This window comes from Bradyrhizobium sp. LLZ17 (genome assembly GCF_041200145.1).
Taxonomy (GTDB): domain Bacteria; phylum Pseudomonadota; class Alphaproteobacteria; order Rhizobiales; family Xanthobacteraceae; genus Bradyrhizobium.
In genome coordinates, this window is record NZ_CP165734.1 from 2084345 (window position 1) to 2110448 (window position 26104).

23 protein-coding genes and 1 pseudogene are annotated in these 26104 nt (G+C 63.7%); 12 read left to right on the forward strand and 12 right to left on the reverse strand.

Annotation, left to right across the window (positions count from 1 at the left end; genetic code table 11):
* The 8 genes from AB8Z38_RS10465 (at position 1) to AB8Z38_RS10500 (ending at position 8665) form a co-directional block, all read left to right on the forward strand.
* Complete coding sequence (locus tag AB8Z38_RS10465; RefSeq protein WP_369724818.1) at positions 1-1593, forward strand: xanthine dehydrogenase family protein molybdopterin-binding subunit; 1593 nt, start codon at positions 1-3, stop codon at positions 1591-1593.
* Positions 1594-2616: a xanthine dehydrogenase family protein molybdopterin-binding subunit gene (locus AB8Z38_RS10470; protein ID WP_369724819.1), complete on the forward strand. Its 1023-nt coding sequence runs from the start codon at positions 1594-1596 to the stop codon at positions 2614-2616.
* A gap of 10 nt (positions 2617-2626) precedes the next feature.
* Positions 2627-3508 (forward strand): AAA family ATPase, encoded by an 882-nt coding sequence (locus tag AB8Z38_RS10475; RefSeq protein ID WP_369724820.1) that lies wholly within the window; start codon positions 2627-2629, stop codon positions 3506-3508.
* Complete coding sequence (locus AB8Z38_RS10480; protein ID WP_369724822.1) at positions 3505-4626, forward strand: VWA domain-containing protein; 1122 nt, start codon at positions 3505-3507, stop codon at positions 4624-4626. The genes AB8Z38_RS10475 and AB8Z38_RS10480 overlap by 4 nt, the downstream gene beginning before the upstream one ends.
* A complete protein-coding gene (locus tag AB8Z38_RS10485) occupies positions 4623-5507 on the forward strand; it encodes an amidohydrolase (protein ID WP_369724824.1) in 885 nt (294 codons plus the stop codon). Before AB8Z38_RS10480 ends, AB8Z38_RS10485 begins: the two co-directional genes overlap by 4 nt.
* Before the next feature lie 31 nt (positions 5508-5538).
* Positions 5539-6387, forward strand: coding sequence for an MBL fold metallo-hydrolase (locus tag AB8Z38_RS10490; protein ID WP_369724826.1), 849 nt, complete (start codon positions 5539-5541; stop codon positions 6385-6387).
* 73 nt (positions 6388-6460) lie between these two features.
* A complete protein-coding gene (locus AB8Z38_RS10495) occupies positions 6461-8035 on the forward strand; it encodes an isochorismatase family protein (RefSeq protein ID WP_369724828.1) in 1575 nt (524 codons plus the stop codon).
* 3 nt (positions 8036-8038) lie between these two features.
* On the forward strand, positions 8039-8665 hold the full coding sequence (locus AB8Z38_RS10500) for an FMN-dependent NADH-azoreductase (RefSeq protein ID WP_369724830.1): 627 nt from the start codon (positions 8039-8041) through the stop codon (positions 8663-8665).
* Between the two features lie 12 nt (positions 8666-8677).
* On the opposite strand, the gene AB8Z38_RS10505 is transcribed toward AB8Z38_RS10500, so the two are convergent.
* From AB8Z38_RS10505 to AB8Z38_RS10525, 5 genes are read right to left on the reverse strand one after another with little or no spacing between them, the layout of a single operon-like run.
* Positions 8678-9688 carry an NAD(P)H-dependent flavin oxidoreductase gene (locus tag AB8Z38_RS10505; protein ID WP_369724832.1) on the reverse strand — a complete coding sequence of 337 codons (1011 nt, stop codon included), beginning with the start codon at positions 9686-9688 and terminating at the stop codon, positions 8678-8680.
* 21 nt (positions 9689-9709) lie between these two features.
* Complete coding sequence (locus AB8Z38_RS10510; protein WP_369724833.1) at positions 9710-10897, reverse strand: acetyl-CoA C-acyltransferase; 1188 nt, start codon at positions 10895-10897, stop codon at positions 9710-9712.
* Between the two features lie 14 nt (positions 10898-10911).
* Complete coding sequence (locus tag AB8Z38_RS10515; RefSeq protein WP_369724835.1) at positions 10912-12042, reverse strand: acyl-CoA dehydrogenase family protein; 1131 nt, start codon at positions 12040-12042, stop codon at positions 10912-10914.
* Positions 12043-12065: 23 nt separating this feature from the next.
* Complete coding sequence (locus AB8Z38_RS10520; protein ID WP_369724837.1) at positions 12066-13247, reverse strand: acyl-CoA dehydrogenase family protein; 1182 nt, start codon at positions 13245-13247, stop codon at positions 12066-12068.
* A 10-nt stretch (positions 13248-13257) separates the two neighbouring features.
* Complete coding sequence (locus AB8Z38_RS10525; RefSeq protein ID WP_369724839.1) at positions 13258-14016, reverse strand: SDR family oxidoreductase; 759 nt, start codon at positions 14014-14016, stop codon at positions 13258-13260.
* Between the two features lie 201 nt (positions 14017-14217).
* Here AB8Z38_RS10525 and AB8Z38_RS10530 point away from each other — a divergent pair, with 201 nt between their 5' ends.
* Together AB8Z38_RS10530 and AB8Z38_RS10535 are read left to right on the forward strand one after the other, a co-directional pair.
* On the forward strand, positions 14218-14961 hold the full coding sequence (locus AB8Z38_RS10530) for an SDR family NAD(P)-dependent oxidoreductase (protein ID WP_369724841.1): 744 nt from the start codon (positions 14218-14220) through the stop codon (positions 14959-14961).
* A 1-nt stretch (position 14962) separates the two neighbouring features.
* On the forward strand, positions 14963-15640 hold the full coding sequence (locus AB8Z38_RS10535; protein WP_369724843.1) for a glutathione S-transferase family protein: 678 nt from the start codon (positions 14963-14965) through the stop codon (positions 15638-15640).
* A 24-nt stretch (positions 15641-15664) separates the two neighbouring features.
* On the opposite strand, the gene AB8Z38_RS10540 is transcribed toward AB8Z38_RS10535, so the two are convergent.
* Together AB8Z38_RS10540 and AB8Z38_RS10545 are read right to left on the reverse strand one after the other, a co-directional pair.
* Complete coding sequence (locus tag AB8Z38_RS10540) at positions 15665-16864, reverse strand: CaiB/BaiF CoA transferase family protein (RefSeq protein WP_369724845.1); 1200 nt, start codon at positions 16862-16864, stop codon at positions 15665-15667.
* An 84-nt stretch (positions 16865-16948) separates the two neighbouring features.
* A complete protein-coding gene (locus AB8Z38_RS10545) occupies positions 16949-17581 on the reverse strand; it encodes a 2-hydroxychromene-2-carboxylate isomerase (RefSeq protein ID WP_369724847.1) in 633 nt (210 codons plus the stop codon).
* A 241-nt stretch (positions 17582-17822) separates the two neighbouring features.
* Between AB8Z38_RS10545 and AB8Z38_RS10550 the strand changes: the two genes are divergently transcribed.
* Positions 17823-18335 (forward strand): winged helix-turn-helix transcriptional regulator, encoded by a 513-nt coding sequence (locus AB8Z38_RS10550; RefSeq protein WP_369724848.1) that lies wholly within the window; start codon positions 17823-17825, stop codon positions 18333-18335.
* Between the two features lie 31 nt (positions 18336-18366).
* Here AB8Z38_RS10550 and AB8Z38_RS10555 read toward each other — a convergent pair whose 3' ends face one another.
* The 3 genes from AB8Z38_RS10555 to AB8Z38_RS10565 all read right to left on the reverse strand — a co-directional run bounded on the left by AB8Z38_RS10555 (position 18367) and on the right by AB8Z38_RS10565 (position 22654).
* Positions 18367-20169, reverse strand: a complete 1803-nt coding sequence (locus AB8Z38_RS10555) for an AMP-binding protein (protein WP_369724850.1) — start codon at positions 20167-20169, stop codon at positions 18367-18369.
* Positions 20170-20224: 55 nt separating this feature from the next.
* Positions 20225-21424: an ABC transporter substrate-binding protein gene (locus AB8Z38_RS10560; RefSeq protein ID WP_369724852.1), complete on the reverse strand. Its 1200-nt coding sequence runs from the start codon at positions 21422-21424 to the stop codon at positions 20225-20227.
* Positions 21425-21670: 246 nt separating this feature from the next.
* The gene (locus AB8Z38_RS10565; RefSeq protein WP_369724854.1) at positions 21671-22654 is read right to left on the reverse strand and encodes a formylglycine-generating enzyme family protein; all 984 of its coding nucleotides are present in this window, start codon (positions 22652-22654) and stop codon (positions 21671-21673) included.
* A 499-nt stretch (positions 22655-23153) separates the two neighbouring features.
* Between AB8Z38_RS10565 and AB8Z38_RS10570 the strand changes: the two genes are divergently transcribed.
* Entirely contained in the window at positions 23154-24128 is a 975-nt protein-coding gene (locus tag AB8Z38_RS10570) for a helix-turn-helix domain-containing protein (protein ID WP_369724855.1), read from the forward strand.
* On the opposite strand, the pseudogene AB8Z38_RS10575 reads toward AB8Z38_RS10570, so the two are convergent.
* Both AB8Z38_RS10575 and AB8Z38_RS10580 read right to left on the reverse strand, forming a co-directional pair.
* A pseudogene (locus tag AB8Z38_RS10575) lies at positions 24125-25107 on the reverse strand (ABC transporter ATP-binding protein). The gene AB8Z38_RS10570 and the pseudogene AB8Z38_RS10575 overlap by 4 nt on opposite strands.
* The gene (locus tag AB8Z38_RS10580; RefSeq protein WP_369724857.1) at positions 25104-26093 is read right to left on the reverse strand and encodes an ABC transporter ATP-binding protein; all 990 of its coding nucleotides are present in this window, start codon (positions 26091-26093) and stop codon (positions 25104-25106) included. Before AB8Z38_RS10580 ends, AB8Z38_RS10575 begins: the two are co-directional and overlap by 4 nt.
* Positions 26094-26104: the final 11 nt, after the last annotated feature.

Sequence of the window (26104 nt, forward strand, 5' to 3'; positions counted from 1 at the left end):
ATGCTGGAACTGCGCAAGGACATTTTTGCCGACGAGCGCGACGATAACCTCAAGGAGATCGGCAAGGGCACGCAGCGTCAGGACATGCTCGGCCACGTGACGGGCACGTCGAGCTATTTCAATGACCATCAGCTTCAGGGCATGCTGCACCTGAAGGTGGTGCGCTCGACCCAGGCGCACGCCAGAATTCGCCGCATCGACACCACCGAGGCCGAGCGATCGGCTGGCGTGCGCCGGATCATCCGCGGCGCCGACGTGCCGCGCAACCTCAACACGCTTTTGAGCCTGATCAATTTCGGCAAGGACGACGAGCCGTCGCTTGCGGTCGACAAGGTCCGCTACAAGGGCGAGCCGATCGTCGCCATCGTTGCCGACAGCGAGCGCGAAGCATTCGAGGCGATTGCAAAGGTCAAGGTCGACTATGAATTGCTGCCGGCCGTGTTCGACGTCGAGGAGGCGCTGAAGCCAGGCGCGCCCGTGGTCAACGAGACCTATCCCAAGAACACCTTCATTTATCACGAGACCTATGACCACCAGAAGCTCCGCTTCGGCGACGCCGATGCAGCGCTGGCGACCGCCGATCATGTGCTGGAGCAGCGCTACCAGATGTCGCCGATCGAGCACGCGCCGACCGAAACCAACGGGGCGATTGCCGCGCCCGACACCAACGGCCGCTATCTGGTCTACACCTCGACACAAGCGCTGTTCTTTTCGGTCGACACCTGCGCCAAGATCCTGGACGTCCCGTCCAACACCTTCCACTTCATCGGCGGGACCGTCGGTGGCGGATTTGGCGGCAAGGTCGATACGCTGACCGAGCCGCTCGCGATCCTCGGCGCGATGCTGACCGGGCGACCCGTGCGCTACGTGTTCGGCCGCGAGGAGGAGATGCAATACGGTCCGCCGCGCGGCGCCGAGCGCATCTACATCAAGGACGGGGTGATGCGCGACGGCCGCATCGTCGCGCGCAAGATCACTGCCTATTTCGACAGCGGCGCCTACACGCGGCTGTCCAGCTACGCCGCCGTGAAATGCGCCGCGCACCTGCCGGGCCCCTACACCATCCCGAACGTCTATGGCGACGTCTATTGCGTCTTCACCAACCGCACGCCGGCCACCGCCATGCGCGGCTTCGGCGTCACCGCGATGGACTTTGCGATCGAGTGCCAGATGGACAAGCTGGCCAACCTCGTCGGCATGGACCCGATGGAATTTCGCATCCTCAATGCCTATCGCGATGGCGACATGAAGGCGCACCGGCGCGAGGCCAAGAACACGGCCTTGATCGAATGCGTCCAGGTCGCGGCCGAAAAGGCCAAATGGCCGATCCGCGACGAATTCAGGCGGGCATCATCGCGCAAGGACGGCGGCGGCAGCCGCGCAACGATTCCACCGACCGCGACCGCTTCGCGCGCGGCGCCGACGGCGCCTGTGCAGCAGCGCACGAGCTACGACCGGCTCCCGCCCACCGTCACCCGCGAACCGCCGCGCGAGCCGCCACCCCCGGCATCCCCGCCACCCTCACCGCGGCCGGCCGCGCCCTCGCATGGCGCGACTCGTTTTTCCTCCGTCTTTGGCACCAGGAGGCGCTAGATGACCCGGCATCGTGGACGCGGCATGGCGTCGATCAACTATCCCATCGGCATGAACCTCGGCGGCGATCCGAGCCAGGCGCTGGTGCATTCAAATCCGAGCGGCAAGTTCACCGTGGCGCTGTCGTCGATCGACCTCGGCCAGGGCATGAAGTCGGTGACGCGGCAGATCTGCGCGGAGACGCTGGGCGTCCCCGTCGAGGACGTCTATGTCGACACGGCGGACTCCGACACCGGGCCGCATTGCATGGGCTCGTTCGCCTCGCGCGGCACCCATCGCGTCGGCAATGCCGTAATGGCGGCAGCACGCGAGGCGCGTGGCGTGATGATGGAGGCGGCGGCCGAAGAGTTGGAAGTGAACGCCGCCGATCTCGAGACTGACGGGCGTGGCAACATCCACGTCAAGGGCGCTCCGCACCGTTCGATCTCGACCAAGGACGTCGCTATCGCGGCGCAATTCAAGCAGGGCAAGACCATCTCGGGACGCGGCATTTTCCTGGTGCCTCTGTCCGACGTCGATCCCGAGACCGGCGAGATGTCGCCGGCGACCTGCTACGCCCATGCCTGCCTCGTCGCCGAGGTCGAGGTGGACGACGAGACCGGTGAAGTCGCGATGGTGCGAATGGACTCCGCCTATGAGCTTGGTCGCGCGCTGAATCCGCGGCTGGTCGAGCAGCAGCTCGTCGGCGGCGCCTGGATGGGCATCAGCCACACGCTGTATGAGACAACCGAGCCCTATTATCCCGAGCCCGTTCACGGCCCGCGCGACTTCGTCGAATATCTGATGCCCGGCCCCGGCGACATTTGCCCGCACGACATCGCCGTGCTCGAACGCCCTGCTCCCGACGGACCGTTCGGCGCCAAGGGGCCCGGCGAGATGTGCGCCAATCCCGTACTGCCGGCCGTTGCCAACGCAATCTTCAACGCCGTCGGCGTGCGCATCGACGATCTCCCGATCACCCCGGAAAAAGTCCTGCGCGCGATCAAATCCCAAGGCGGCGCGCGGCCGCAGGCGCGGCGCTGAGGTTTGATCCATGGCGGTCCGCAGCAACATCGTCGGCATCGACAGCCCGGAGGCGCTGGAGAAGGCGCTGCGCGCGGCCTATTATCTCGCCGACGAAGGTCTCGCGACCGCCGCCTATCTCGGCCTCGCGCTCGGTAAGCCACTGCTGCTCGAAGGCGCCCCGGGCGTTGGCAAGACCGAAGCCGCGAAGGCGATCGCCGCCGTGCTCGGCCGCCGATTGATCCGGCTGCAATGCTACGAGGGCATCGATGCCTCCGCCGCGCTCTACGAATGGAACTATCCGCGTCAGATGCTCGCGATCCGCCAGGCCGGCGACGAGAGTATCGACATCTACGGCGAGAGCTTCCTGATCGAGCGGCCGATGCTTGCAGCGCTGCGCGCGCCCGACTCCACGGTGCTGCTGATCGATGAAATCGACCGCGCCGACCAGGAGTTCGAGGCATTTTTGCTCGAGTTCCTGTCAGACTTCCAGATCTCGATTCCCGAGCGCGGCACCGTGCGCGCCGCGGAACGCCCGGTCGTGGTGTTGACGTCCAACCGCACCCGCGACCTGCATGAAGCCCTGCGGCGGCGCTGCGTCTATCACTGGATCGACTATCCGACCGCCGAGCGCGAGGCGCGCATCGTAATGATGCGAGCCTCCAGCGTCGCCGAGGCCACCGCGCGCGCGGTGGTGGCCGCGGTGGAAAAGCTGCGGCGCGAGCCGCTGAGCAAGGCGCCCGGCATCGCGGAAGCCGTCGACTGGGCCGAGGCGGCGACGCTGCTGCACAAGGGCGGCGCGCGCTGGCCCGACGCCTTCAAGCGCTCCATCGGCGTCGCACTGAAGGACGAGGAAGACCTGCACTTCATCTCGCCCCGGCTCGACGCGATGCTGGCGGAGGCGACTGCATGAGAAACGAGAACCAGCTGCCGCGGGCGGCCCGCATCTTCGTCTCGTTCGTTTCGCTGCTCCGCACGAACGGCTTCGCCGTAGCACCGGAACAGACCACCATTTTTCTCGCGGCCATCGAACTGCTCGGCCCACGCGGCCTCGGCGATGTCAGGCAGGCGGCGCTCGCCACCCTCGCCCCGCCTCCCGAGCGACGCGCCACCTTCGACCGCCTGTTCGATCTGCACTTCCGCGGCAGCGAAGCCATCGAGCATGCCGACGACGGCGAGGACGACGAGACCGTCCGCCTCCAGGAGGAAGGCCGCGGCGAGGAAGAACCGCTGTTCTCAGGTGAGGCCAACGAATCCGGCCTCAGCGCGACCCGCACCGAGGCACTGGTCGAGCGCCGCTTCGCCCAGCTTTCAACGGCCGATGCGCTGCGGCGCTTGGCGCGCGAGGCCCCGAGGCGTCTGCCGCGGCGGCGCGGGCACCGGCGCATGCGCGCCCGCCGCGGGCCGTTTGCGGACCTGCGCCGCACCTTGCGCGATTCCGTCCGCAGCGACGGCGAGATCTTGCGGCTCGGTCACCTGAAACGCAGACAGCGCCCGCGGAAGATATTGCTCCTGATCGACGTCTCCGGCTCAATGAAGAGCCGCACCGAAGACAACATGAAGCTTGCGCATACGTTGGTGCAGGTCGCGCCGAATGTCGAGGTCTTTACCTTCGGCACGCGGCTCACGCGCGTGACCCGCGCGCTGCGGCTGAAGCGGCGCGAGCAGGCGCTGAACGCGGCCGCGCATCTGGTCAGCGACTGGGACGGCGGCACCCGCATCGGCGATGCGCTGCAGGCCTTTCTCGCTGTGCCTCGATTTGGTGGCTACGCGCGCGGCGCCGCCGTGATCATCGTGTCCGACGGCCTCGAGCGCGGCGAGCCTGACGCACTGCGCGACGCGGCGGCAAAACTGTCGCGGCGGGCCTGGCGGGTGAGCTGGTTGACGCCACTTGCGGCCGGTCCCGGCTTTCGCCCGCAAACCGAGGCGCTGGTCGCGATCGAGCGCTACGTCGACGACCTCGTCGATGGTGGATCGAGCGCGGCGATCGTGGCCCATGTGCTGGCATTGGGTCGAAGGAGAGTTGCGTGACCGAGATCGTCGACGGGCATCATCACATCTGGCGACAGGCCGACCTGCCCTGGCTGACCGGCCCGATGCAGCCGCGCATCTTCGGACCGTACGAACCGATCCGGCGCGACTATCCGATTCAGGAATATCTGGCCGATCTCAAGGATACCGGCGTCTCCCGCTCGGTCTACGTGCAGACCAACTGGGCCAACGACCGCTTTGAGGATGAGGCTGCCTGGGTGCAGGAGACCGCCGAGGTTCATGGCTGGCCCCACGCTATCGTCGCCTATGCCAATTTCGCCGTTGACGACGTGCGCCCGCAGCTCGACCGGCTCAAGCGCTATCCGCTGGTGCGCGGCGTGCGAATGCAGCTGCACTGGCACGAGAACCCGCTCTACCGCTTCGCTGCAAAACCCGATCTCTGCGCAGACCCCATGATCCGACGCAATGTCGCGCGTCTCGCCGATTACGGCTGGAGCTTCGACTTGCAGGTGTTCACGCCGCAGATGCCGGACGCGGCAGAGCTTGCCGATGCCTGTCCCAAGGTGACCTTCATCCTCCAGCATGCCGGCATGCTGGAGGACGTGTCGCCGGCGGGACGCGCCGCATGGCGCGCCGGGATGACCCGGCTCGCGGCATGTCCGAACGTGGTCTCGAAGCTTTCCGGGCTCGGCACCTTCATTCATCGCAACGATCCCGACCACGTCGCGGCGGTGCTCACCGACGCCGTGGCGATCTTCGGCGCCGAGCGCTGCCTGTTCGGCTCCAATTTCCCCATCGAGAAATTGTGGACCAGCTATCGCGAGCTCGTCGATGCTTTTCGTGCGGCGGCTGCCCCGCTGACTACCAAGCAACAGGACGCGATCTTCAGGACTACGGCAGCGCGCGTCTATCGGCTTTGAGAGACAAGAAACAAGATACGGAGGGCAACGAATGGCGCTGGAGATCAAGATCCTGGACTATGGCGATATCGAGCTGGAATCGAGCTTTCTGGTTCTCGGCCGCGACTGCGGCCGAACCCGCCGCGTCCTCACCCTCGGCTTCCTGATCCTCGGCGGCAAATACCCGGTCGTGGTCGATACCGGCTACCGCTCCAACCAGATCATGGAGACGCTGGGCATGCGCGGCCTGCAATACCACGAGCACATGATCGAGAACCAGCTGGCGCGCCATGGCGTGCGCATGGGCGACGTGCGCTTCGTCTGCCACACCCATCTGCATATCGACCACGCCGGCAAGGACGATCTGTTCCCGATGAATACGACCGTCGTGCTCAATCGCAAGGAGCTCGAATATTCCGTCTCCGGGCTGATGCATCCGCAATACCCGGCGCCCGATATCAAGCACCTCATCGACCGCCTGCACACCAAGAGCGCGCTGCGCTTCCTCGATCTTGAGATTACCGGCCCGATCGAGCTGATGCCCGGCGTCTATTGCGACGCTGCGAACGCACATACCGAGGGCTCGATGAACATCATCGTCGAGACCGCCGACGGCATCGCGACCATCTGCGGCGACGTGATCTACGATTTCAACGACCAGATCGTCACGCCTTTCAACGAGATCCACGATTGGGAGCCGCGCACGACCGGCAATCACGGCACCAGCAAGCGGGCCGAGAAGGCGTCGATTAAGAAGCTCCTGAGCAACTCGCGTTACCTGCTTCCGGTCCACGACAGGCCGGCCAAGATCGAGGGCGGGGTCGTGGTCGGACGCCTGCACGACCAGGTCCCCGGCCCGATCGTGCAATCGTTGCCCGCACGCAACTGGTTCCCGGCCTGAGGGCTTTTTGTCTGCGTGATCTTGATGGAAACCGCTCCAGAGCTTTCCGGATCATGCTTCTGAGGATCGACCGATGACCCACGTCACCCTGCGCTCCGAATTCGAAGCTTTGATTGATCCCTATGCGCCGGTGGCGCAGGTCGGCACCGGCTTCGACTTCACGGAAGGACCGATCTGGCACCCGATCGATCAATATCTGCTGTTCTCGGACATGCCTGGCGACGTGCGACGGCGCTGGGACGCCCGGCGCGGCGTGGTCGAGGTCAAGCGGCCGTCGAACAAATGCAACGGCATGACCTATGACGCCGAACTCAATCTGATCGTCTGCGAGCACGCGACCTCGTCGCTGATCCGCGAGCGGCCGGACGGCCGGCGCGAGGTGCTGGCCTCGCACTTCCAGGGTCAGGAGCTCAACAGCCCGAACGACGTCTGCGTGCACTCCTCCGGCGCGATCTATTTCTCGGACCCGTGGTACGGCCGCATGCCGGTCTATGGCGTCGAGCGGCCGCGGCAGCTCGGCTTCCAGGGTGTCTATCGGGTCGTAGCTGGCGGCGAGCCAACGCTCGTGGTCGATCGCAACCTGTTCGACCAGCCGAACGGGCTCTGCTTCTCGCCCGACGAGCGACTGCTTTATGTCAACGACACCGTGCAGGCGCTGATCCGCGTGTTCGACGTCAACAACGATGGCTCGCTGTCGAACGCGCGCGTGTTCGCCAGCGGCATCCGTTCCGAGCTGGAGCCCGGCCTGCCCGACGGCATGAAGTGCGACCAGCACGGCAATGTCTGGGTCACCGCGCCCGGCGGCGTCTGGGTCTATTCGCCGCGCGGCGAGCTGCTAGGCAAGGTTCGCGTGCCCGAGCTGGTCGCCAACCTCGCCTGGGGCGGACCTGATTTTCGCACGCTGTACCTGACCTCGACGCATTCGGTCTATGCCATCCCGACCAAGGCTGGACCGCGCCACGAGCCCTATATGAGGGCCAGGCGTGGCGGTGGCGGCGCAGGCGCCGGGCCAGCAGCCGCGGCGCCCATCCTCGCCGATGGCGAGATGCAGCTCGATCCGCGGCGTTGCGCTATGATCATTCAGGATTTGCAGAACGACGTGATCATGGACGGCGGTGCGTTCGCCGACTCGGGCGCGCCGGGACACGCGAAACAACAGCATGTCGTCGAGAATGTGCGCCGGCTCGCGGAAGCTGCGCGCGCCCGCGGCGTCACCATCATCCACGTCTGGTTCGTGGTCGAGCCCGGCGCCCCCGGCGTGACGTTGAACGCGCCGCTGTTCGAGGGCCTCGTCGACAGCAAGGCGATGGTCCGCGGCAGCTGGGGCGCGGCACCCGCCTCGGGTCTCGAACCGCGGCCCGGCGATTTCGTCGTCGAGAAGATGCGGATGAGCGCTTGGGAGGGCACTCGGCTCGAGACGATCCTCAAGGCGACCGGGCGCGACATGATCATCAACACCGGCGCCTGGACCAACATGTCGGTCGAGCACACCGCGCGTACCGGTGCCGACAAGGGCTATTTCATGATCGTGCCGGAGGACTGCTGCTCGACCATGAATGCCGATTGGCAGTCCGCCTCGATCAACTTTGCCATGCAGAACGTCGCCGTCGTGACGCGCGCGGACGCGGTCATCAGAGCGCTTGGATGAATGGTGGCAAAGCTGCTGCACCTGTCCTGCTCGCCCCGCGCCGACTCCGAGTCGAGCGCCGGCGCGCGGGTGTTTCTCGAGGGGTTTCGCCAGGCGCGGCCGGACTGGGATATCGACGCAGTGGACCTTTGGCGAGAGCGGATGCCGGAGTTCGCAGGCCCGATCGTCGAGGCCAAATATGCGCGCATGACTGCAACGCCCTTCAACGACGCGCAGCGCGACAGCTTTGCCGAGGCCGAACGGATGGCGCTACGCTTTTCGCTCGCCGATCGGGTGCTCATTTCCGCGCCGATGTGGAATTTCGGCATCCCCTACAAGCTGAAGCAGTGGTTCGACATCGTCATCCAGCCCGGCCTGACGTTCCGGTTCGACCCGGCGCAGGGGTACCTTCCGCTGCTGAAGGACCGGCCGACCGTCGTCATCCTCGCGTCCGGCAGCGATTTCGGCACCGGCATGAATCGCGGCCGCATCGACATGGCCACGCCCTATTTGCGCGAGGCGCTCCGCTTCATCGGCGTCAGCGACGTGCGCTTCGTGCCGGTCGGGCCGACCACCGGCCCGACGGATCCGATCGTCGCCGCTCGCGAAACGGCATACCGACGGCTTCGGGACATCGCTGCACGGTTTTGACCATGCTCCCCGTCAAGCAACGGCGCGTGTGGTCGGACTTGCGACAGTGCCGTCGAGGAACCCGGTCAGCCGCTGCCGGATGATTTGCTCGGCTTCGCTCATGATGCGGTCGACCAGCTCCTTCACCGTCGGGATATCGTGGATCAACCCGACCACCATGCCGCAGCTCCAGGCGCCGGCGTCCATATCGCCCTCCAGCATCACTCTGGGGTAGACACCGGCCACCTGCTCATGGATGTCCTCGATTGTGAGGCTCGCCCCCTTCTCGCGCTCGATTTCGAGCAACTGATCGACGCCCTTGTTCTTCAGCACGCGCTCGGTGTTGCGCAGCGCGCGCATGACCAGCACGGTGTCAAGCTCGGTGGCTTTGACCAGAGCCCGCTTCACGTTCGCATGAACGGGGGCCTCCTTTGTCGCGATGAAGCGGGTGCCCATGTTCATGCCGGCGGCGCCCATCGACAGAGCGGCAACGAGGCTCCGCGCATCCGCCATGCCACCGGAGGCGACGAACGGAATCTTCAGTTCGTCCGCCGCGCGCGGCAGCAGGATCATGTTCGGAACGTCGTCCTCGCCGGGATGGCCGCCGCATTCGAAGCCGTCCACACTGACGGCATCGCAACCGATCTTTTCGGCTTTCAGCGAATGCCGCACCGAGGTGCATTTGTGGATCACCTTGATGCCGGCGGCCTTCAGCGCCGGCATGTACTGCTCGGGGCTGCGGCCGGCGGTCTCCACCGCCTTGACGCCGCCTTCCTTGATGGCGGCGATATACTCCGGATAGGGCGGCGCAGTGAAGCTCGGCAGGAACGTCAGGTTCACGCCGAACGGCTTGTCGGTCATGTCGCGGCATCGCGCGATTTCCTTGGCCAGCAACTCCGGCGTCCGCTGGGTGAGGCCGGTGATGATGCCGAGGCCGCCGGCGTTCGACACCGCAGCGGCCAGCTCGGCGAAGCCGACATAGTGCATGCCGCCCTGGATGATCGGATGCTGGATGCCGAACAGTTCAGTGATTGCCGTCTTCACGTGCGCTTCTCCGCTTTCCGATCAGTTGACGATTTCGAACAGGCCCGCCGCGCCCATGCCGCCGCCGATGCACATGGTTACCACGCCGTATTTCGCCTTGCGCCGCCGCCCCTCGATCAGGATATGCCCCGCAAGCCGGCTGCCCGTCATACCATAGGGATGGCCGATAGCGATCGAGCCACCATTCACGTTCAGCTTGTCCGGATCGATGCCGAGCTTGTCGCGGCAGTAGATCACCTGGACGGCATAGGCTTCGTTCAGCTCCCAGAGATCGATGTCATCGATCTTGAGGCCGTGCCGCTTGAGCAGGCGCGGGATCGCAGCGACCGGACCGATGCCCATTTCGTCCGGCTCGACGCCGGCGGCGACGAAGCCGCGGAAGATGCCGAGCGGCTTCAGGCCTTTCTTGACGGCGATCTTGTCGCTCATGATCACGCAGGCCGATGCGCCGTCGGAGAGCTGGCTGGCATTGCCCGCCGTGATGGTCTTGCCCTCGAACACCGGCTTGATCTTCGCAAGCCCTTCCGCCGTGGTCTCGGGGCGCGGGCCTTCATCCTTCGACAGCGTCACCTGCTGATAGGTGACCTCCTTGGTCTCCTTGTTGACGACTGCCGTCCTGGTCGTGATTGGGACGATCTCGTCATTGAAGCGTCCAGCCTGCATGGCGGCACCAATGCGGCGCTGGCATTCGAGGCTGTATTCGTCCTGCCGGTCGCGGCCGATCTTGTAACGCTCGGCCACGATCTCGGCGGTGTCGAGCATCGACATGTACATCTCCGGCTTCATCGCCATCAGTTCGTCGTCGACCGCATGGAATCTGTTCATGTGCTCGTTCTGCACCAGGCTGATCGATTCGACGCCGCCGCCAATCGCGATCTCGACGCCGTCCAGCATGATCGAGCGGGCCGCGACGGCAATGGCCTGCAGGCCGGAGGCGCATTGCCGGTCGATCGTGGTGCCGGCGACGGTGACCGGCAGGCCGGCACGAATGGCACCCTTGCGTGCGACGTTCATCACCATGGTGCCCTGTTGCATCGCGCAACCCATCACCACGTCCTCGACCTCGCCGGGGTCGATGCCCGCGCGCCTCACCGCTTCGGCCATCACATGGCCGGCCATGGTCGGGCCCTCGGTGTTGTTCAGCGCACCGCGATAGGCCTTACCGACGCCGGTGCGGGCGGTGGAAACGATAACTGCCTCTGTCGTCATGCTTGCCTCTTTTGTTACGCAGCCGCGTCGAGCTGCACATAACGCAGCAAGTGGTGGGCGGGATCGCCGAACTGGATGTTGATGGAGGAGATTCGCTTGAAGTAGTGACCCACGTTCAACTCGTCCGTCATGCCCATGCCGCCGTGGAGCTGCACCGCCTGCTCGGCGATGAACTTGCCGGCATAGCCAACCTTGGACTTGGCGCCGGATGCGAGACGCGAGACACCGCTGTCGCGGGCGCTGAGGCTGAGATTGAGATGCTGCATCAAGGAGAGCGCCTCCTGATGGGCGATGAACATGTCGACCATCCGGTGCTGCAGCACCTGGAAGCTGCCGATGGTGACGCCGAACTGTTTTCGGGCCTTCGAGTATTCCAGCGTCGCGGAATTCAACTCGGCCATCGCGCCGACTGCCTCGGCGCAGAGCGCGCCGATCGCCCTGTCACGACAGGCTTCCAGCAGGGCGACGCCCTCGCCTTCGCCGCCAAGCAACTCGCCGCGAACATCGCGGAAGGTGATCTCCGCGGCGCGGCGACCGTCGATGGTCTTGAAGCTCCGCAGATCGAGATTGGCTGCGCGGGTATCGACGATGAACAGGCTGACGCCAGCATGATCGTCGCGCTTGCCTGCCGTGCGGGCGGAGACGATGAGATGGTCCGCCCAGGGCGCGGCGATGACGGCGGTCTTCTCGCCGCTGAGAATGTAGTCCTTGTCGTCACGCCGGGCCGTGGTCGCGACACTGGCGAGGTCAAACCGGGAGCCTTTCTCGGTCCAGGCCAGTGCCCAGATCTTCTGTCCGGCGATGATCTCGGGAATGAAAGCGTGCTTCTGCGCTTCGGTCCCGGCATGCTCGATCAAGCCGCCAGCCAGCACCACCGTCTCCATGTAAGGCTCCACGACAAGGTGGCGGCCGAACTCCTGGGCAACGATCATGGTGGAGAGCGGACCGCCACCGAGGCCGCCGCTCTCCTCGGAGAACGGCGCGGCAAGCAGGCCGAGCTCCGCGAAGGCTCCCCACTGCCTGCGGCTCCAGCCGTCTTCGCTCGCGATGATCTTGCGGCGCGCCTCGAAACTGTACTGGTCACGCAACATGCGCCCCACGCTGGAGCGCAACAGTTCCTGCTCTTCCGTGAACTGGATATCCATCCGATCCTCTTGTTGCGCTGTTGCTAGAGACCGAGCACCGCTTTGGCGATGATGTTGCGCTGGATCTCGTTCGATCCGCCGTAGATGCTGATCTTGCGGGAGTTCAGGTACTTTTCAGACGCGGTGTGACCGTAATCGGGACCCGGCATGAACTGGTTTGCGCTGAGCGGCTGCTCGCGAAGCGCCAGTCCGTAATTGCCGATGGCACGATGCGTCAGCTCGGTAATCCACTGAAAGATCTCGGTGCCGCGGATCTTGAACAGCGACGCCGCAGGACCGGGATCGATGCCGCGCGCCATCTGCGCAACAACGCGCAGCTCGGTCGCCTCGAGCGCAAGCACGTCGAGCTCGATCCGGCCGATCTCCTTGCTGAATTCGAGATGCGCCGGATCGTCCGCTGCGATCTCCGCGTTCACGATCTTCTTCAGCCGGTTGAGATAGCGCGTCGAGCGGCCGATCCCGGCCATGCTGGTGCGCTCATTGCCAAGCAGGAATTTGGCGTAGCTCCAGCCCTTGTTCTCCTCGCCGATCAGGTTTTCGACGGGGACGCGTACGTCCTCCAGGAAGACGTCGTTGACCTCGTGCGATCCGTCGATCGTGATGATCGGACGCACGGTGACGCCGGGCGATTTCATGTCGATGAGGAGGAACGAGATACCGGCCTGGGGCTTTGCGCTCGGATCGGTGCGCACCAGGCAGAAGATCCAGTCGGCGTGCTGCGCCAAGGTTGTCCAGGTCTTGTGGCCGTTGACAATGTAGTGCTCGCCATCGCGCACGGCCTTGGTGCGGACGGTGGCGAGGTCCGAGCCCGAGCCCGGCTCGGAATAGCCCTGGCACCACCAATCTTCACCCGACAGGATCCGCGGCAAGAACTTCTGCTTTTGCGCGTTGTTGCCGAAGCTGTAGATGACGGGACCCACCATGGTGACACTGAACGCCAACGGCGGCAGCGTCCCGGCCCGACTGGTCTCCTGCTCGAAGATGAAACGCCGGGTGATCGACCAGCCGGGGCCGCCATATTCCTTCGGCCAGAGCGGAGCGACCCAGCCCTTCTTGTAGAGGATGCGGTGCCAGAGCAGCGATTGCTCTTTGCTCAGGTCGGTCTCCGGATTGGGGACCCGCATTTCCTTCGGATAGTTTTCGGCGATGAAAGCGCGCACCTCATCACGGAAGGCCGCGTCTTCGGGCGACAGTGCGAGCTCCATCTTGCGTTTCCTACCACTTCTCACCGAAGGGGCGGATTTCCATCTCAAATGTCCAGGCGCTTTTCGGCTGCTGATAGAGCTGCCAATAGGACGCCGCGACCGAGGCCGGCGGCATCAGCAAATCAGGATCGTCGAGTGCATTGGGGCCGAGCGCTTCCAGGCGCCGCTGCCGAACCCACTCGGTGTCGACACCGGAGTCGATGACGAGGTGAGCGACATGGATGTTTTTCGGTCCCAGCTCGCGCGCCATCGCCTGCGCCACAGCGCGCAGTCCGAATTTGGCGCTGGCAAAGGCGGCATAGCCGCTGCCGCCGCGTAAGGAAGCGGTCGCGCCGGTGAAGAAAATGTTGCCTTGGCCGCGCGGCAGCATCAGCCGCGCTGCCTCGCGCCCGGCGAGGAAGCCGGAGTAGCAGGCCATCTCCCACACTTTTCGGAACACGCGCTCGGTCGTGTCGAGGATCGGGAAGTTGACGTTGGCGCCAATGTTGAAGATGCAGACCTCCAAAGGCGCGTGCTTGTCGGCGTCATTCAGGAAGGAGATGATCTCCTCCTCCTTGCGCGCGTCGAGCGAACGGGCCACGATCTCGCCGCCGGCGGCCTCGATCTCCTTGACCAGCGGCACCAGCTTGTCGCCGTTGCGGCGGCCAGCGAAGACGGTAAAGCCCTCGGAAGCAAACTTCTTCGCGATCTCGCCGCCGATGAAATCGCCCGCGCCGATCACGGCGACGGTTGCATTTCTTTTTTCAAGGGTCTTCTCCCGGAAGAACATCGGCGCTTTTCCAACGTTGCGCCCTCAGCTCAAAACATGCGTTCTTTTTTAGAACTCGTCAATCGCTATTTTCTGTCCATGGCTGGATCGGGAAATGACAGCCACGCTGCCGCATTCCATGATTCTTCAGAACTCCGTTTACAACGCGGCTTTCAGCCGATAGCTATACGTATCAAATAAGAACTTATGGGAGAGGCGAGCATGGGAGAAAGTCGCGGAGTCGCGATGCTGGTGGGCGCGGGCGATGACATCGGCGCTGCCGTTGCACGGCGGTTTGCCAGCGAGGGCTACACTGTTTGCGTCTGCAGGCGCGATGCGGCCAAGTCCCAGGGGCTTGTCGATGAGCTCAGGACGAAAGGCCAGGGTATCCACGCCTTCAGCCTCGATGCCCGCCAGGAAGCAGAGGTCCAGAAGCTGTTCGCGGACGTCGAACGCGACATCGGGCCGATTGAGATCTGCCTGTTCAATGCGGGATCGAACGTCAACAAGCCTCTGCTGGAGACCACTGAGAAGCTCTTCTTCAAGGCCTGGGAGCTGGCGTGCTACGCGGGCTTCCTGGTCGGACGCGAAGCTGCGCGCGTCATGCTGTCGCGCGGACGCGGCACCATCTTTTTTACCGGAGCGACCGCAAGCATCCGCGGCAGCAAGGGGTTTGCCGCGTTCTCGTCGGCAAAATTCGGGTTGCGCGCGCTGGCCCAGGCCATGGCACGCGAGCTCGGGCCGAAGAACATTCACGTCGTCCACCTCATCATCGATGCCGGCGTCGATAGCGAAGCGATTCATCAACGCATGAAGGCGGCCAAGGGGATCGAGGCCGGCGAGATCCCGCCCGACAGCCTGACCAAAACCTCCTCGATTGCCGAAGCGTATTGGTTTGCCCATCAGCAAAGCCGCGATGGCTGGACCCACGAACTCGATCTTCGTCCTGCTGCGGAGAAGTGGTGACATGAGCGACAATCCAGACCTCACCCTATGGGGCGTTGGGACAAGCCGCACCATTCGACCTCACTGGGCGATGCACGAGCTTGGCCTGGCCTACACAACCAAACCGATCGGCCCGCGGACCGGCGAGACCAAGACGCCCGAATATACCAGGCTCAATCCGCGCCAGAAGGTTCCGCTGCTGCAGGACGGCGACTTCTGCATCGGCGAAAGTGCCGCGATCGTCGCATATTTGTCGCGCATGTACTCCACGCCGGAGCGTGCACTGATTCCGGAAGCCACCCGCGACTATGCCGCCTGGCTGGAATGGTGCTTCTTTGTCGTCACCGAACTCGACTCCACCAGCCTGTACGTGATGCGCCGCCACAGCGCCGATGCGCTCGGCCCGATTTACGGCGTTGCGCCGGAGGTCGTGGCTCAAGCCGCCGAATATTTTCGGGCGCAGTTGCGCCATGTCGAGGTCGCGCTGGCCGACGGCCGACAGTTCCTCATGGGCGACCGCTTCAGCAGCGCCGATATCCTGCTGACGACGTGCCTGGACTGGGCCGTCGCCTACGGTGTCGGCATTTGCGACAATGCGCAGCCTTACCTGGAGCGCATGCGAACCCGGGAGGCTTATCAGCGCGCGGCTGCGGCGAATGTGCCGCGAGCACCGATCACACCGATGCCTGCCCAGGCTTGAGAGCGGGCCGCGGCGCGCGCCGGCTTACAACGCCACACGCAACGTGCGCGCCGCGACCATGCTGTCGATCGCGTCATCATCGTAGCCCAGTTCACGCAGCACCTCGCGCGAGTGCTCGCCGACGCGAGGCGCCGGTCCGCCGATCGCAGCCTGGTTGACCTCGAAGCGGGCTGCGGGCTTCGGCTGCCGCACCCGGCCGACCTTCGGCTGATCGAATTCCGCGATGATCCCGCGCGCCACCACCTGTTCATTGTGGATGATTTCGCCGCGCCGCAAGATCGGCGCGCAAGGGACATCCGCAGCGTCCAGCCGCTCCAGCCATTCGGCGGTGGTGTGCTGGCTGATATACTCGGCCATCTTGTTGATGCGCGCCGTGGCGTTGACCGAACGCGCCGATGGGGTCGCAAACCGGGCATCCTTGGCGAGCTCGGGATCGCCGGATGCGCGACAAAATCCCTGCCATTCGGAATCGGAGATGGTGCCGGCCGTGATGTAGCCGTCACTGGTCTTGAACACGAGATCCGGGCGATCATTGGGATCGGGGGCGCTAGCATCGGCTCCGACTACAGTGTACTGCATCATGCCTTCCGGCCACAGATAGGAAATCATCGCATCCAGCATCGCGACCTGGATATGATCCCCCTGCCCGGTCTTCTCGCGCGCATAAAGCGCCGCCGCCACCGCCTGTGCCGTGAACACGGCTGTCGTCTTGTCGCAGACGATGGTGCGGATCATCTGCGGCCGGTTGGTGACCGGCTGCGACTGGATATCGGCAAAGCCCGAGAGGCCTTGAATGATCGGATCGTAGACGCGCTTCTTCACATACGGTCCGGTCTCGCCGACGCCGCTGATCGAGACGTAGATCAGGCGCGGGTGGCGCCGGCGCAGCTCTTCGACGCCGAGCCCGAGGCGCTCCATGGTGCCGGGCCGGAAGTTCTGCACCAGGACATCGGCTTGCGCGACCAGCTTGGCCAGCACCTCGCGCCCGGCCGCGCTCTTGACGTCGATCGAGAGCGAACGCTTGCCGCGGTTTGAAGAGATGAACAGCGCGGAAAACTCGCCATCCCTATCGATGGTGGCACGGCTGCGACGGGTGATATCGCCGCCGATCGGCTCGATCTTGAGCACGTCGGCGCCCTGATCTGCGAGAAACATTGTCGCAAACGGCCCCGACACAACGCCGGTCAGATCAAGGACACGAACGCCGCTAAGCGGACCAGCCATTGCACTCTCCCTGGATTTTTTTCTGCCGACGGACCGAGGCTAACCCTAGCGTGCCGCGCGGCCCTCGTCGCGGCACGCCCGGAACTAACCGGTTTTGGACACGGGCTGCCGGGTCTGTTCGACAATGGATTCCTCGACGTCCCGGAGTTGATCCTTGCCGAAAAACATCTCTTTGCCGACGAAGAACGTCGGCGACCCGAACGCACCGCGGGCGACCGCGTCATTGGTCAGGTCGATCAACTTCTTCTTGACGTCGTCCTGCTGCGCGCGTGCGACCAGCCTGTCAATGTCGATCCCGGAGGAAGCAAATGCGCTCCGAAATACTTCGGGATCGTCCATCTTCTTGGGCTCTTCCCACATATGATGATAGGCAGCGCGGAAATAGGGTTCGAACACGCCCTCAAACTGGGCCGCGACGGCGCCGCGCATCAGCATCAATGTGTTGACCGGAAAGAAGGAGTTCTGGCGGAATGTCGTGATGTTGTGGCGCCGGATAAACCGCTGGGTCTCGAGCGCCTGGTATTCCGGCTTGTTCTTGATTCCGCGTAGCGAGTCGAACGGCGACATGTTTCCCGTCGCCTTGTAGATCCCGCCCAGCAGGACCGGAACGTACTCGAACTTCACGCCGGTCCGCCGCTCGATCCCGGGAATGGCGACCTCCGCCAGATAGGCGTTCGGACTGCCGAAATCGAACTGGAATTCAACCTTGGGCATCATGACCGCTCTCTCCCGCAGGGCGCATTGGATGGTCCAGGGACCGTCGATCCAATCGCAGGCTTTGATCGACCTTATCTTTACAGTTCTAAAAATGAACTGTCAAACTTCACCGGCTTTGTGCTGCTCGGACGCCTGTCGGGGGGTATTGTTTGGACTTCAGTACCTATCTAGAATGCAAAGAGAGGGCGACGGCCTTAGCGACGATTCGAGCCGGCCATGCCGGGACGACTGGAGACTACGGATGAAGTGGAAGGAACTCGAGGAAGAGCCGTGTTCGATGGCCCGGACCATCGGCGTGATCGGCGACCGCTGGACCCTTCTGATCCTGCGCGAATGCTTTCTGCGTACGCGGCGCTTCGAAGGATTCCAGTCGGCGCTCGGAATTACCCGCCATCTGCTTGCTGAACGGCTGAAGAAGCTGGTGCGGCTGGGCATCCTGCGCCGCATTCCCTACCAGGAAGCGCCCAAACGTCACGAATATATCCTGACGCAGAAGGGCCTCGATCTCTATCCGATCATGATGGCGCTGGTGCATTGGGGCGACACGCACATGGTCGACGAGCGCGGCCGGCCGCTGCTGCACCAGCACCGCAACTGCGGAAAGGACTTCGACCCGGTCATGGTCTGCTCCGAATGCGGCGAACCGCTCTCGGCCAGGGAGGTTCATACCCACCCCGGCCCCGGTGCGAGAGGCCCCCTGCCGATCAAGACGCCTGACAAGCCCAAAGCCAAGTCACGCCGCAGTGCCGCTTGACGCCCTTTGTCATCGCCAACTGAACGCGTCCTCACACCCGAACCACATCCGCGCCGCCTTCGTTGCAGTAGAGGCGTTCCGCCTGCTCAGCCCGATGTTTCAGCACAGCACGCTGATTGACATAGGCCTTGTCGGTGATTTCTCCTGCGGCCAATGAGGGCGGATCCTTCAGCAGGTAGAGCGAGCAAATCTTTTCGCTGCTGCCAACGATGTCGTTGTATTCCCGCAAACGATTTCTCAGGAATTCGATGACATGGGGATCGCAGGTCAAATCCGCGGCAGGACTCTTTGAAATCCGCGCCGCCTCGGTCGGATTGAGCCAACCGAGCAGCGCGCAAGCTTCACGATTTTCTCCCGCAATCACAATGTCCAGCAGTACGCCGCGGGTTGCGGCCAGGATGGCGACCCGCATATTGCCGATCGCAACCCAGGTGCCGTTCGCGAGCTTGAAGTTCTCGGAAATTCTGCCGGTGAAACGAAGCCCTAGCTCCGGCTTCCCGGGATCGAGAAACGACACGGTATCGCCGATGCGGTAGAACCCCTCCTCGTCGAACGCCTGCTCCGTCAGATCGGGTCTTCCGAGATAACCGGGAGTGACATTGGGGCCCTTGACCCTGGCCTCATACGCATCGGAAACGGGGATCAGCTTCAGCTGCACGCCCGGCGCCGGAAGACCAATCTCGCCGGGCCGGTCCGTTGCCCAATGTGTCGTGCTGATTGTCGGCGCCGTCTCGGTCGTCCCATAGCCCGACATGACTGGAATCTGACGGCCTGTGATCGATGACGTCAGCCGATAGAGTCTTTCTAGCGTGCCCTGCGAAATTGCGGCCCCCGCGTAGCTCAATCGATCCAGCCGCTTGAAGATGCTCGCGCCGAGCGCGAGGTCGTTCTCGATGGCATCACACAAGAGGTTATAACCGGCAGGCACGTTGAACATCGCCGTCGGCGAGATCTCGCTGAGGTTCGCCACCGACTTCTGGAAAAGCTGAGGCAGCGGCCGGCCATCGTCGATGTAGAGCGTCCCGCCGTTCTTGAGAATGCCATGGAGAATGACGTTGCTGCCCATCGTATGGTGCCACGGCAGCCATTCGACCTGGACCGGCGCCTCCGGGGGCGACACCAGCAGGCTTCCCATTTGCAGCGAGCTTGCCATCATGCGGTGCGTGTTCAGCACGCCCTTTGGCAGGCCGGTCGAGCCGGACGTGAAGAGAATTTTCGCAACGGCATCGCTAGAGACGGCACCCGATGCTCGCGCGAACCCATCACACTCCGTTCGATCCGTCAGGATGCGGAAGGGCGTCGTGTCCGGCGCACCGTCGACGCTGATCCAGACCGAGTCCGCCAATTCGGGAATGGAGCGGGCCGCGGAAAAGTCGCGTCCACTCTGAACGAAAACGAAGTTCGGCCGCAGCACCTGCGCGATGTCCTTGAGACGCGCAAGGCCGCCGGGCATCAGCGTGTAGTTCGGCGATATCGGCGCCAGGATCACTCCCATCGACATCGCCGCAAAGGAGATCACCGCGTTCTCGATGGAATTCCCCGAAAGCACCGCCAGCCTGTCGGCCGGCTTCGCGCCCATATCGATCAGGCTCTGGCCGACCGCCTGCACCTGCAACCATGCCTCGCGATAGGTGATCTCGTCCCATCCGCCTTTGGCATTGCGTTGCGCGAGGAATATTCGTTCTGGAGCTGCACTTGCCCAGTGTGGAAGAAAGTCCGTGATGCGCCAGTCGCACGGCCCCAATTCAAGCGGCGACCTCAATATGAGCGTGCCGTCGGTCCGACGCTCGACGGCGAGCTCCCTTGGCGCAAACGTCAGTGGCTTCGTCGACATCGAAAACGATCTCCTGAATTACCGCGGGTGGACAGAGCGAGCGCGCAACGCGAGGTCACTCGGACCTGGCATCCAGGACTTCTCCGAAGGCTTGCCACGTCGTGCCGGTCCAGCGCTGCAGCCGCATCTGCGTCCAGATCATGTTCTCGGTCTCGCTGGTATTGACCTTGATCCCGGGCAGCGCAGTCGGAATAACGATATCTTTCAGGTTCTTCGCCTGCCCAAGAATATTCTTCCGCGACAGATCATCGCCGCATTGCCTGAGAATCTGCTCGAGCAGGATGCCTTGCTGATAGCCGGTCAGATAGCTGCCGTTGGTGATGTCGGCGCCCGCGAGATACTTCTCGAAGAACGCCCGGTAGGCCTGCATGCCCGGGTCGTCTTTCCAGGTGTCATCCAGCACATCCTTGTTGATCGTCCCGACCATCACGCCGACCGATTTGTCGAGGCCGGCCGGTGCGAGCGTGCCTCCGACCGAGGCGGAGGGGAAATTGATGATCACGGTCGCCTTCCAGCCGATCACCGACGCTTGCCGGATGGCTTGGGCGGCGAACTTCGGCGTCCCGGCGATGACCAATGCCTCGGCACCCGAGCTCTTCAGATTGGTAATCTGCGAGTCAATCGTCGGGTCGGTGATCTCATAGGACGCGATGACGACCTTCCGGTCGAAATCCTTGCCGAGAAACGCCTTGAACGCACCGACGTAGTCTCTGCCGAGATCGTCGTTCTGATAGAGGATGGCGTATTTAGCGTTCGGCAGCGTCTTGGTCAGGTATTTGGCGTAGATTTTTCCTTCGGTGTCGTAGCTGACAAGACCCGTGGTGATCAGCGGATAATTGGCGACGTCCGTGAACTTGGACGAGCCACTGACGATCGCGACACTTGGTACCCCCTTGGCTTTCAGGTATTTTGCAGTGGCCGAAATGCCGGGAGTGCCGAGCTGGCCGAACATGAACGACACTTCGTCGCCTTCAACCAGCTTGCGGACCTGCTCGACCGCTTTGGGAGGACTATATCCGTCGTCATAGGCGATGTAGTTGATCTTGCGTCCGTTGACGCCGCCCCGCTCGTTCAAGGCCTGAATGTAGGCCATGAGCCCCTTGCCGACGAGACCGATGGATGACGCCGGTCCGCTGAAAGGAAACACTCCGCCGATCTTGATCTCGGTGGCAGAGATTCCCGGCTCTTCGGCGGCGAATACCCGTCCGCTCAAACATAGAGCGAGAGCCGCAACGATCGTCCATCTGCCCAACATTGCTCGTCCTCCCAAACGTGCGCTGGCCGTTCGTTGCCGTCGGCCATCTTATCGGTGCAGACTACAGTTCTTTTTTGAACTCGTCAAGCGGTTAGATGACCCTGTGTCCGGCTTGGTGCGGCTGACCTGCGCGATGCGCGGCAGCTCAGCAACATACGTTATTAGGTTAATTGACGGCTTTCGTGGCGCGGGACCACAGGCGCATTTGCGTGCAGTTGAGCACGCTTTATCAATTCTTATTTCGAACTAGCCATCGCGGCCTTGGAGTCCGCGCATAACGCAACGGAACCCGATATGACTGGTCGATGTGTCAATCGCCTCGGCATGGCGCGCGGCCGGACGATAACGGCGGCAATAGTTCGGTGCGCAGAGATGCGAGCCGCCCTTCAAGACCTTGCGTGGAATGAGGATGGCAGGCAGGCAGGAATCGTAACTCGTATCCTCGCGCCCGCCACGAGGATTTTTCGGGATGCAGCACGGCTTCGCGGCATCGGCCTGATGCCGCGCCGACCACCAGTCAGAGGTCCACTCCCAGACATTGCCGATCATGTCGTAGAGGCCGTAGCCGTTCGGCGGGAAGGCCATGACCGGCGAGGTACGCTCGAACCCATCCTCGCCGAGGTTCTGGACAGGGAAGTTGCCCTGCCAGATGTTGGCCATGTGCTTGCCGCCCGGCATCAGCGCGTCGCCCCAGGCGAACTCCTCGCCATCGAGGCCGCCGCGCGAAGCGAATTCCCATTCCGCTTCCGTCGGCAGATCTTTGCCGGCCCACCGCGCGTAGGCTGCGGCATCGCTGAAGGAAACGTGCACGACGGGATGATCGGCGAGGCCCTTGATGTTGCTGCCGGGACCATAGGGATGACGCCAATCGGCGCCGCGCAAGAAGCTCCACCACTGGCTCCAGTCCGCAAGATCCGTAATCCGCGGCAACGGCGAGAACACCAGCGAGCCGGCGTAAACTATCTCCTTCATCGCACCGGGATAGTTCTCGGGATCGGGCACGATCTGCGCCTCGGTGACATGGCCGGTCGCCTCGACGAATTCCTCGAACTGGCGGTTGGTCACAGGGGTCCGATCGACCCAGAAGCCGTCGACGGAGACGCGATGGCTCGGCGCCTCCTCGGGGTAATGGTGATCGGATCCCATCAGGAAGGTCCCACCGGAAACAAAGACCATCTCGCCGGTGTTCGCGTCATCCGGCAACCACTCGCAGTGATCCGGGCTCAGCATGGTGGAACTCCGATACGCGCATTCCATCCGTTGCTACGGCATAGAGTTCAGCAGCGGTCGGCTGCGGCAGATCAATCTGGGCGCTCGACACATTGTCTTGTCCCCTCTTTTGGCGCTTGAGACGGACGATGAAGACCGCCACGGCCTCAACATCTCCCTCCCTTTCGCGCGCAATTTATCGAGTGCGCGGCGAATGCCACATCCACTCCGGCATCCGCGGATGCACGAGCAACTCTATCGCGCAGGTTGCAAACGGTATCCGAGATCCGGACGCCTGTGATGTGCAATTTGTGCCAGCACGCCGGAACGCCGGGCGAGACCTGATGCGCCATGTCGCCTATCTCAGTGCGGAGCACCATCTACGCAGGTGACTTGCGTTACGTTCGGCGATGTTTTGCTTCGTAACGCGAGCTCAGGTTGATGCACCCGCCTCGCGTTGTGGTGGTATTTCGCCGCGGGCTGCCGCAGAATTGTCGCGCTTTGGTAGCAAGCTGAAACGATGGGGCAATTTCTTCTGGTTGATTCGCGGAAGCTTGACGGTTTCGAGGGACTTCACGAGGCCGTCCATGGCTCCCATGTCGACGTCATGCAGATTGGGCGTGGGCGGTTGCGCGGGAGTTTGTCCCATGTCGGCATCGGTGATTTCTCCCTTAGCATCGGCGCCTTCAACGTTGGCATGCGCACGCAACGCACCTCCCGCGACGACAAGCTGATCATCGGAATGCTGCTGGCCGCCGAGCAGCGCGTGGCCCATTGGTCGTTCGACATGCAACTCAACGACGTTCTCGTGATTCCTCCGCGGCTCGAGCATGACGGCGTCTTTCACGGTGCATCCGCTTACGCGGCCATGCGCTTCGATCTCGATGAGGTCACGTCGCTGTTCGGCGGCGAAGCGCGGCTGAGTGATCCCGACACCTGGCGCGGCCGGGGCCATTTCCGGGCAGATCCCACCACCGGGTCAGCGGCCTCGCGCCGCCTGGTGCGGATCATGTCGCATCTGCGCACCCACAAGGACGGCCTGACGCCGTCCACCGCCGATTTCTGGAAGCGATCCATCGTCGAATGCGTGGCTGCCAACGTCATGTCGTCCCAGCCGCCCGACGGCACCGGCTGGCTTCCCTCCGCGAGGCGGCTCATCCGCCGGGTCGAGGACTATCTGGACGATGCCGGCACACGCCCGGTGCATGTTTCCGAAATCTGCGCCGCGCTGGGCGTCTCGCGGCGCACCTTGCATCGCGCCTTCCAGGAGGTGTTCGGACTCGGCCCGGTCACTTTCCTGCGGCACAAGCGCCTTTGCACGGTCCACTCCATCCTGCGGGACAGCCCTCCAGGCTCGACGACCGTGGCCGCGCAGGCGATGCAGCAGGGCTTCTACGAGCTCGGACGTTTCGCGCAGTATTATGCCGCGATGTTCGGGGAGCGTCCGTCCCAAACATTGGGATTTGCCATTGGCAATGAAGATTCGACGGTCTAGCCCGCCGGCAGCGCGTCGAGATGGCAGGCCACCCATTGATTGCCTTCGGTCGAACGAAGTTGCGGCTCCTCGGTCCGGCAACGATCGAACACGAAGGGACAGCGGGTGTGGAAGCGGCATCCGCTCGGTGGATTGATCGGGCTTGGCACGTCGCCACTGAGGATGATGGGATTGCGCTGGGCGCCGGGTTCGGGCAGCGGGACCGCTGACATCAGCGCCTTGGTGTAGGGATGCTTTGGCGCGGCAAAGATCTCCCGGCGTGGCGCCACTTCGACGATCTTGCCGAGATACATCACCGCGACACGATGGGTCATGTGCTCGACGATCGCGAGATCATGACTGATGAACAGCAGCGCCAGGCCGAACTTTTGCTGAAGATCCTGCAGCAGGTTGATGACCTGCGCCTTGACCGAGACGTCGAGCGCGGAGACCGCCTCGTCGCAGACGATCAGCTCGGGCTCGGCCGCGAGGCGCGCGCAATGCCGATGCGTTGGCGCTGGCCGCCGGAGAATTCGTGCGGCCTGCGGTTCAGCGCCTCGCGCGGCAGGCGCACGGTGTCCATCAACGTGGTGACGCGCAGCTCGAGATCTTCCGCGGATTTGGCAAGGCGGAAATTCCGGATCGGCTCGGCGAGAATGTCGCGCACGCGCATGCGCGGATTGAGGCTCGAGAACGGGTCCTGGAACACGACCTGCACGCGGCGTCGCATCTGGCGCATCGTGCTTGGCGCGGCGTCGTCGATGCGCTGACCGTCGAGGATGACCTGCCCCGCGGTGATATCGAACAGGCGCAAAATGGCGCGACCGACCGTCGACTTGCCGCAACCGGACTCGCCGACCAGCGACAGCGTCTCGCCGCGCGCGATCTCGAACGACACGCCGTCGACCGCATAGACCCATTCAGATTTGCGCCCGAACAGACCTTTATTGACCGGAAAATGCTTCTTGAGGTCGTTGACCTGGAGCAGCGGAGCACTCATGCCGCAACGGCTCCCTTCGCGGCGTAATGACAGGCAGCGACGTGGCGCGGCCCCTTCTCCTCAAGCCCGGGCGCGTACTGACGGCAGAGGTCGGTTGCGAGCGCACAGCGCCCGGCAAAGACGCAGCCGATGACGGGCTTCCTGAGGTCAGGCACCTGCCCGGGAATCTCGGCAAGCCGCCTTGCCGTTCCGGTCAGGGAGGAGCCGAGCCTCGGCACGGCGCCGAGCAGGCCTTGCGTATAGGGATGACGCGGCGAACGGAACAGTTCGGCGACGGGCGCTTCCTCGACCTTGCGGCCGGCATACATCACCATCACGCGCTCGGCGATCTCGGCGACGACGCCGAGATCGTGCGTGATCAGGATGATCGCCGCCCCGACCCGGCTCTTCAGGCCCAACATCAGCTTCAGGATCTGCGCCTGGATGGTCACGTCGAGCGCCGTGGTCGGCTCGTCCGCGATCAGAAGCTTGGGGTTGCAGGCCAGCGCAATCGCGATCATCACGCGCTGGCGCATGCCGCCGGATAACTGGTGCGGATATTCGCGCACGCGCCGCTTCGGCTCGGGAATGCCGACCAGTGCGAGCATCTCGACCGCGTGCGCCTCGGCGGCCTGCTTCTCCAGGCCCTGATGGATCATCAGCGTCTCGCGGATCTGGCGTCCGACGGTCAGCACCGGATTGAGGCTCGTCATCGGTTCCTGGAAGATCATGGAGATATCGTTGCCGCGAATGGCGCGCATCTCGCGATCCGACAGCTGAAGCAAATCCCTCCCGGCGAAGCGGATAGCGCCTGCGATTCGACCGGGCGGCTCCGGGATCAACCGCATCAGCGACATCGAGGTCACCGATTTTCCGCAGCCGGACTCGCCGACGATCGCCAGCGTCTCACCTTCGTTGACGTGAAAGGACACGCCGTCCACGGCGCGGTTGATGCCGCTCGGGGTACGGAAGTGGGTCTGGAGGTTCTCGACTTCGAGCAGTGCCATCGCGATCAGCC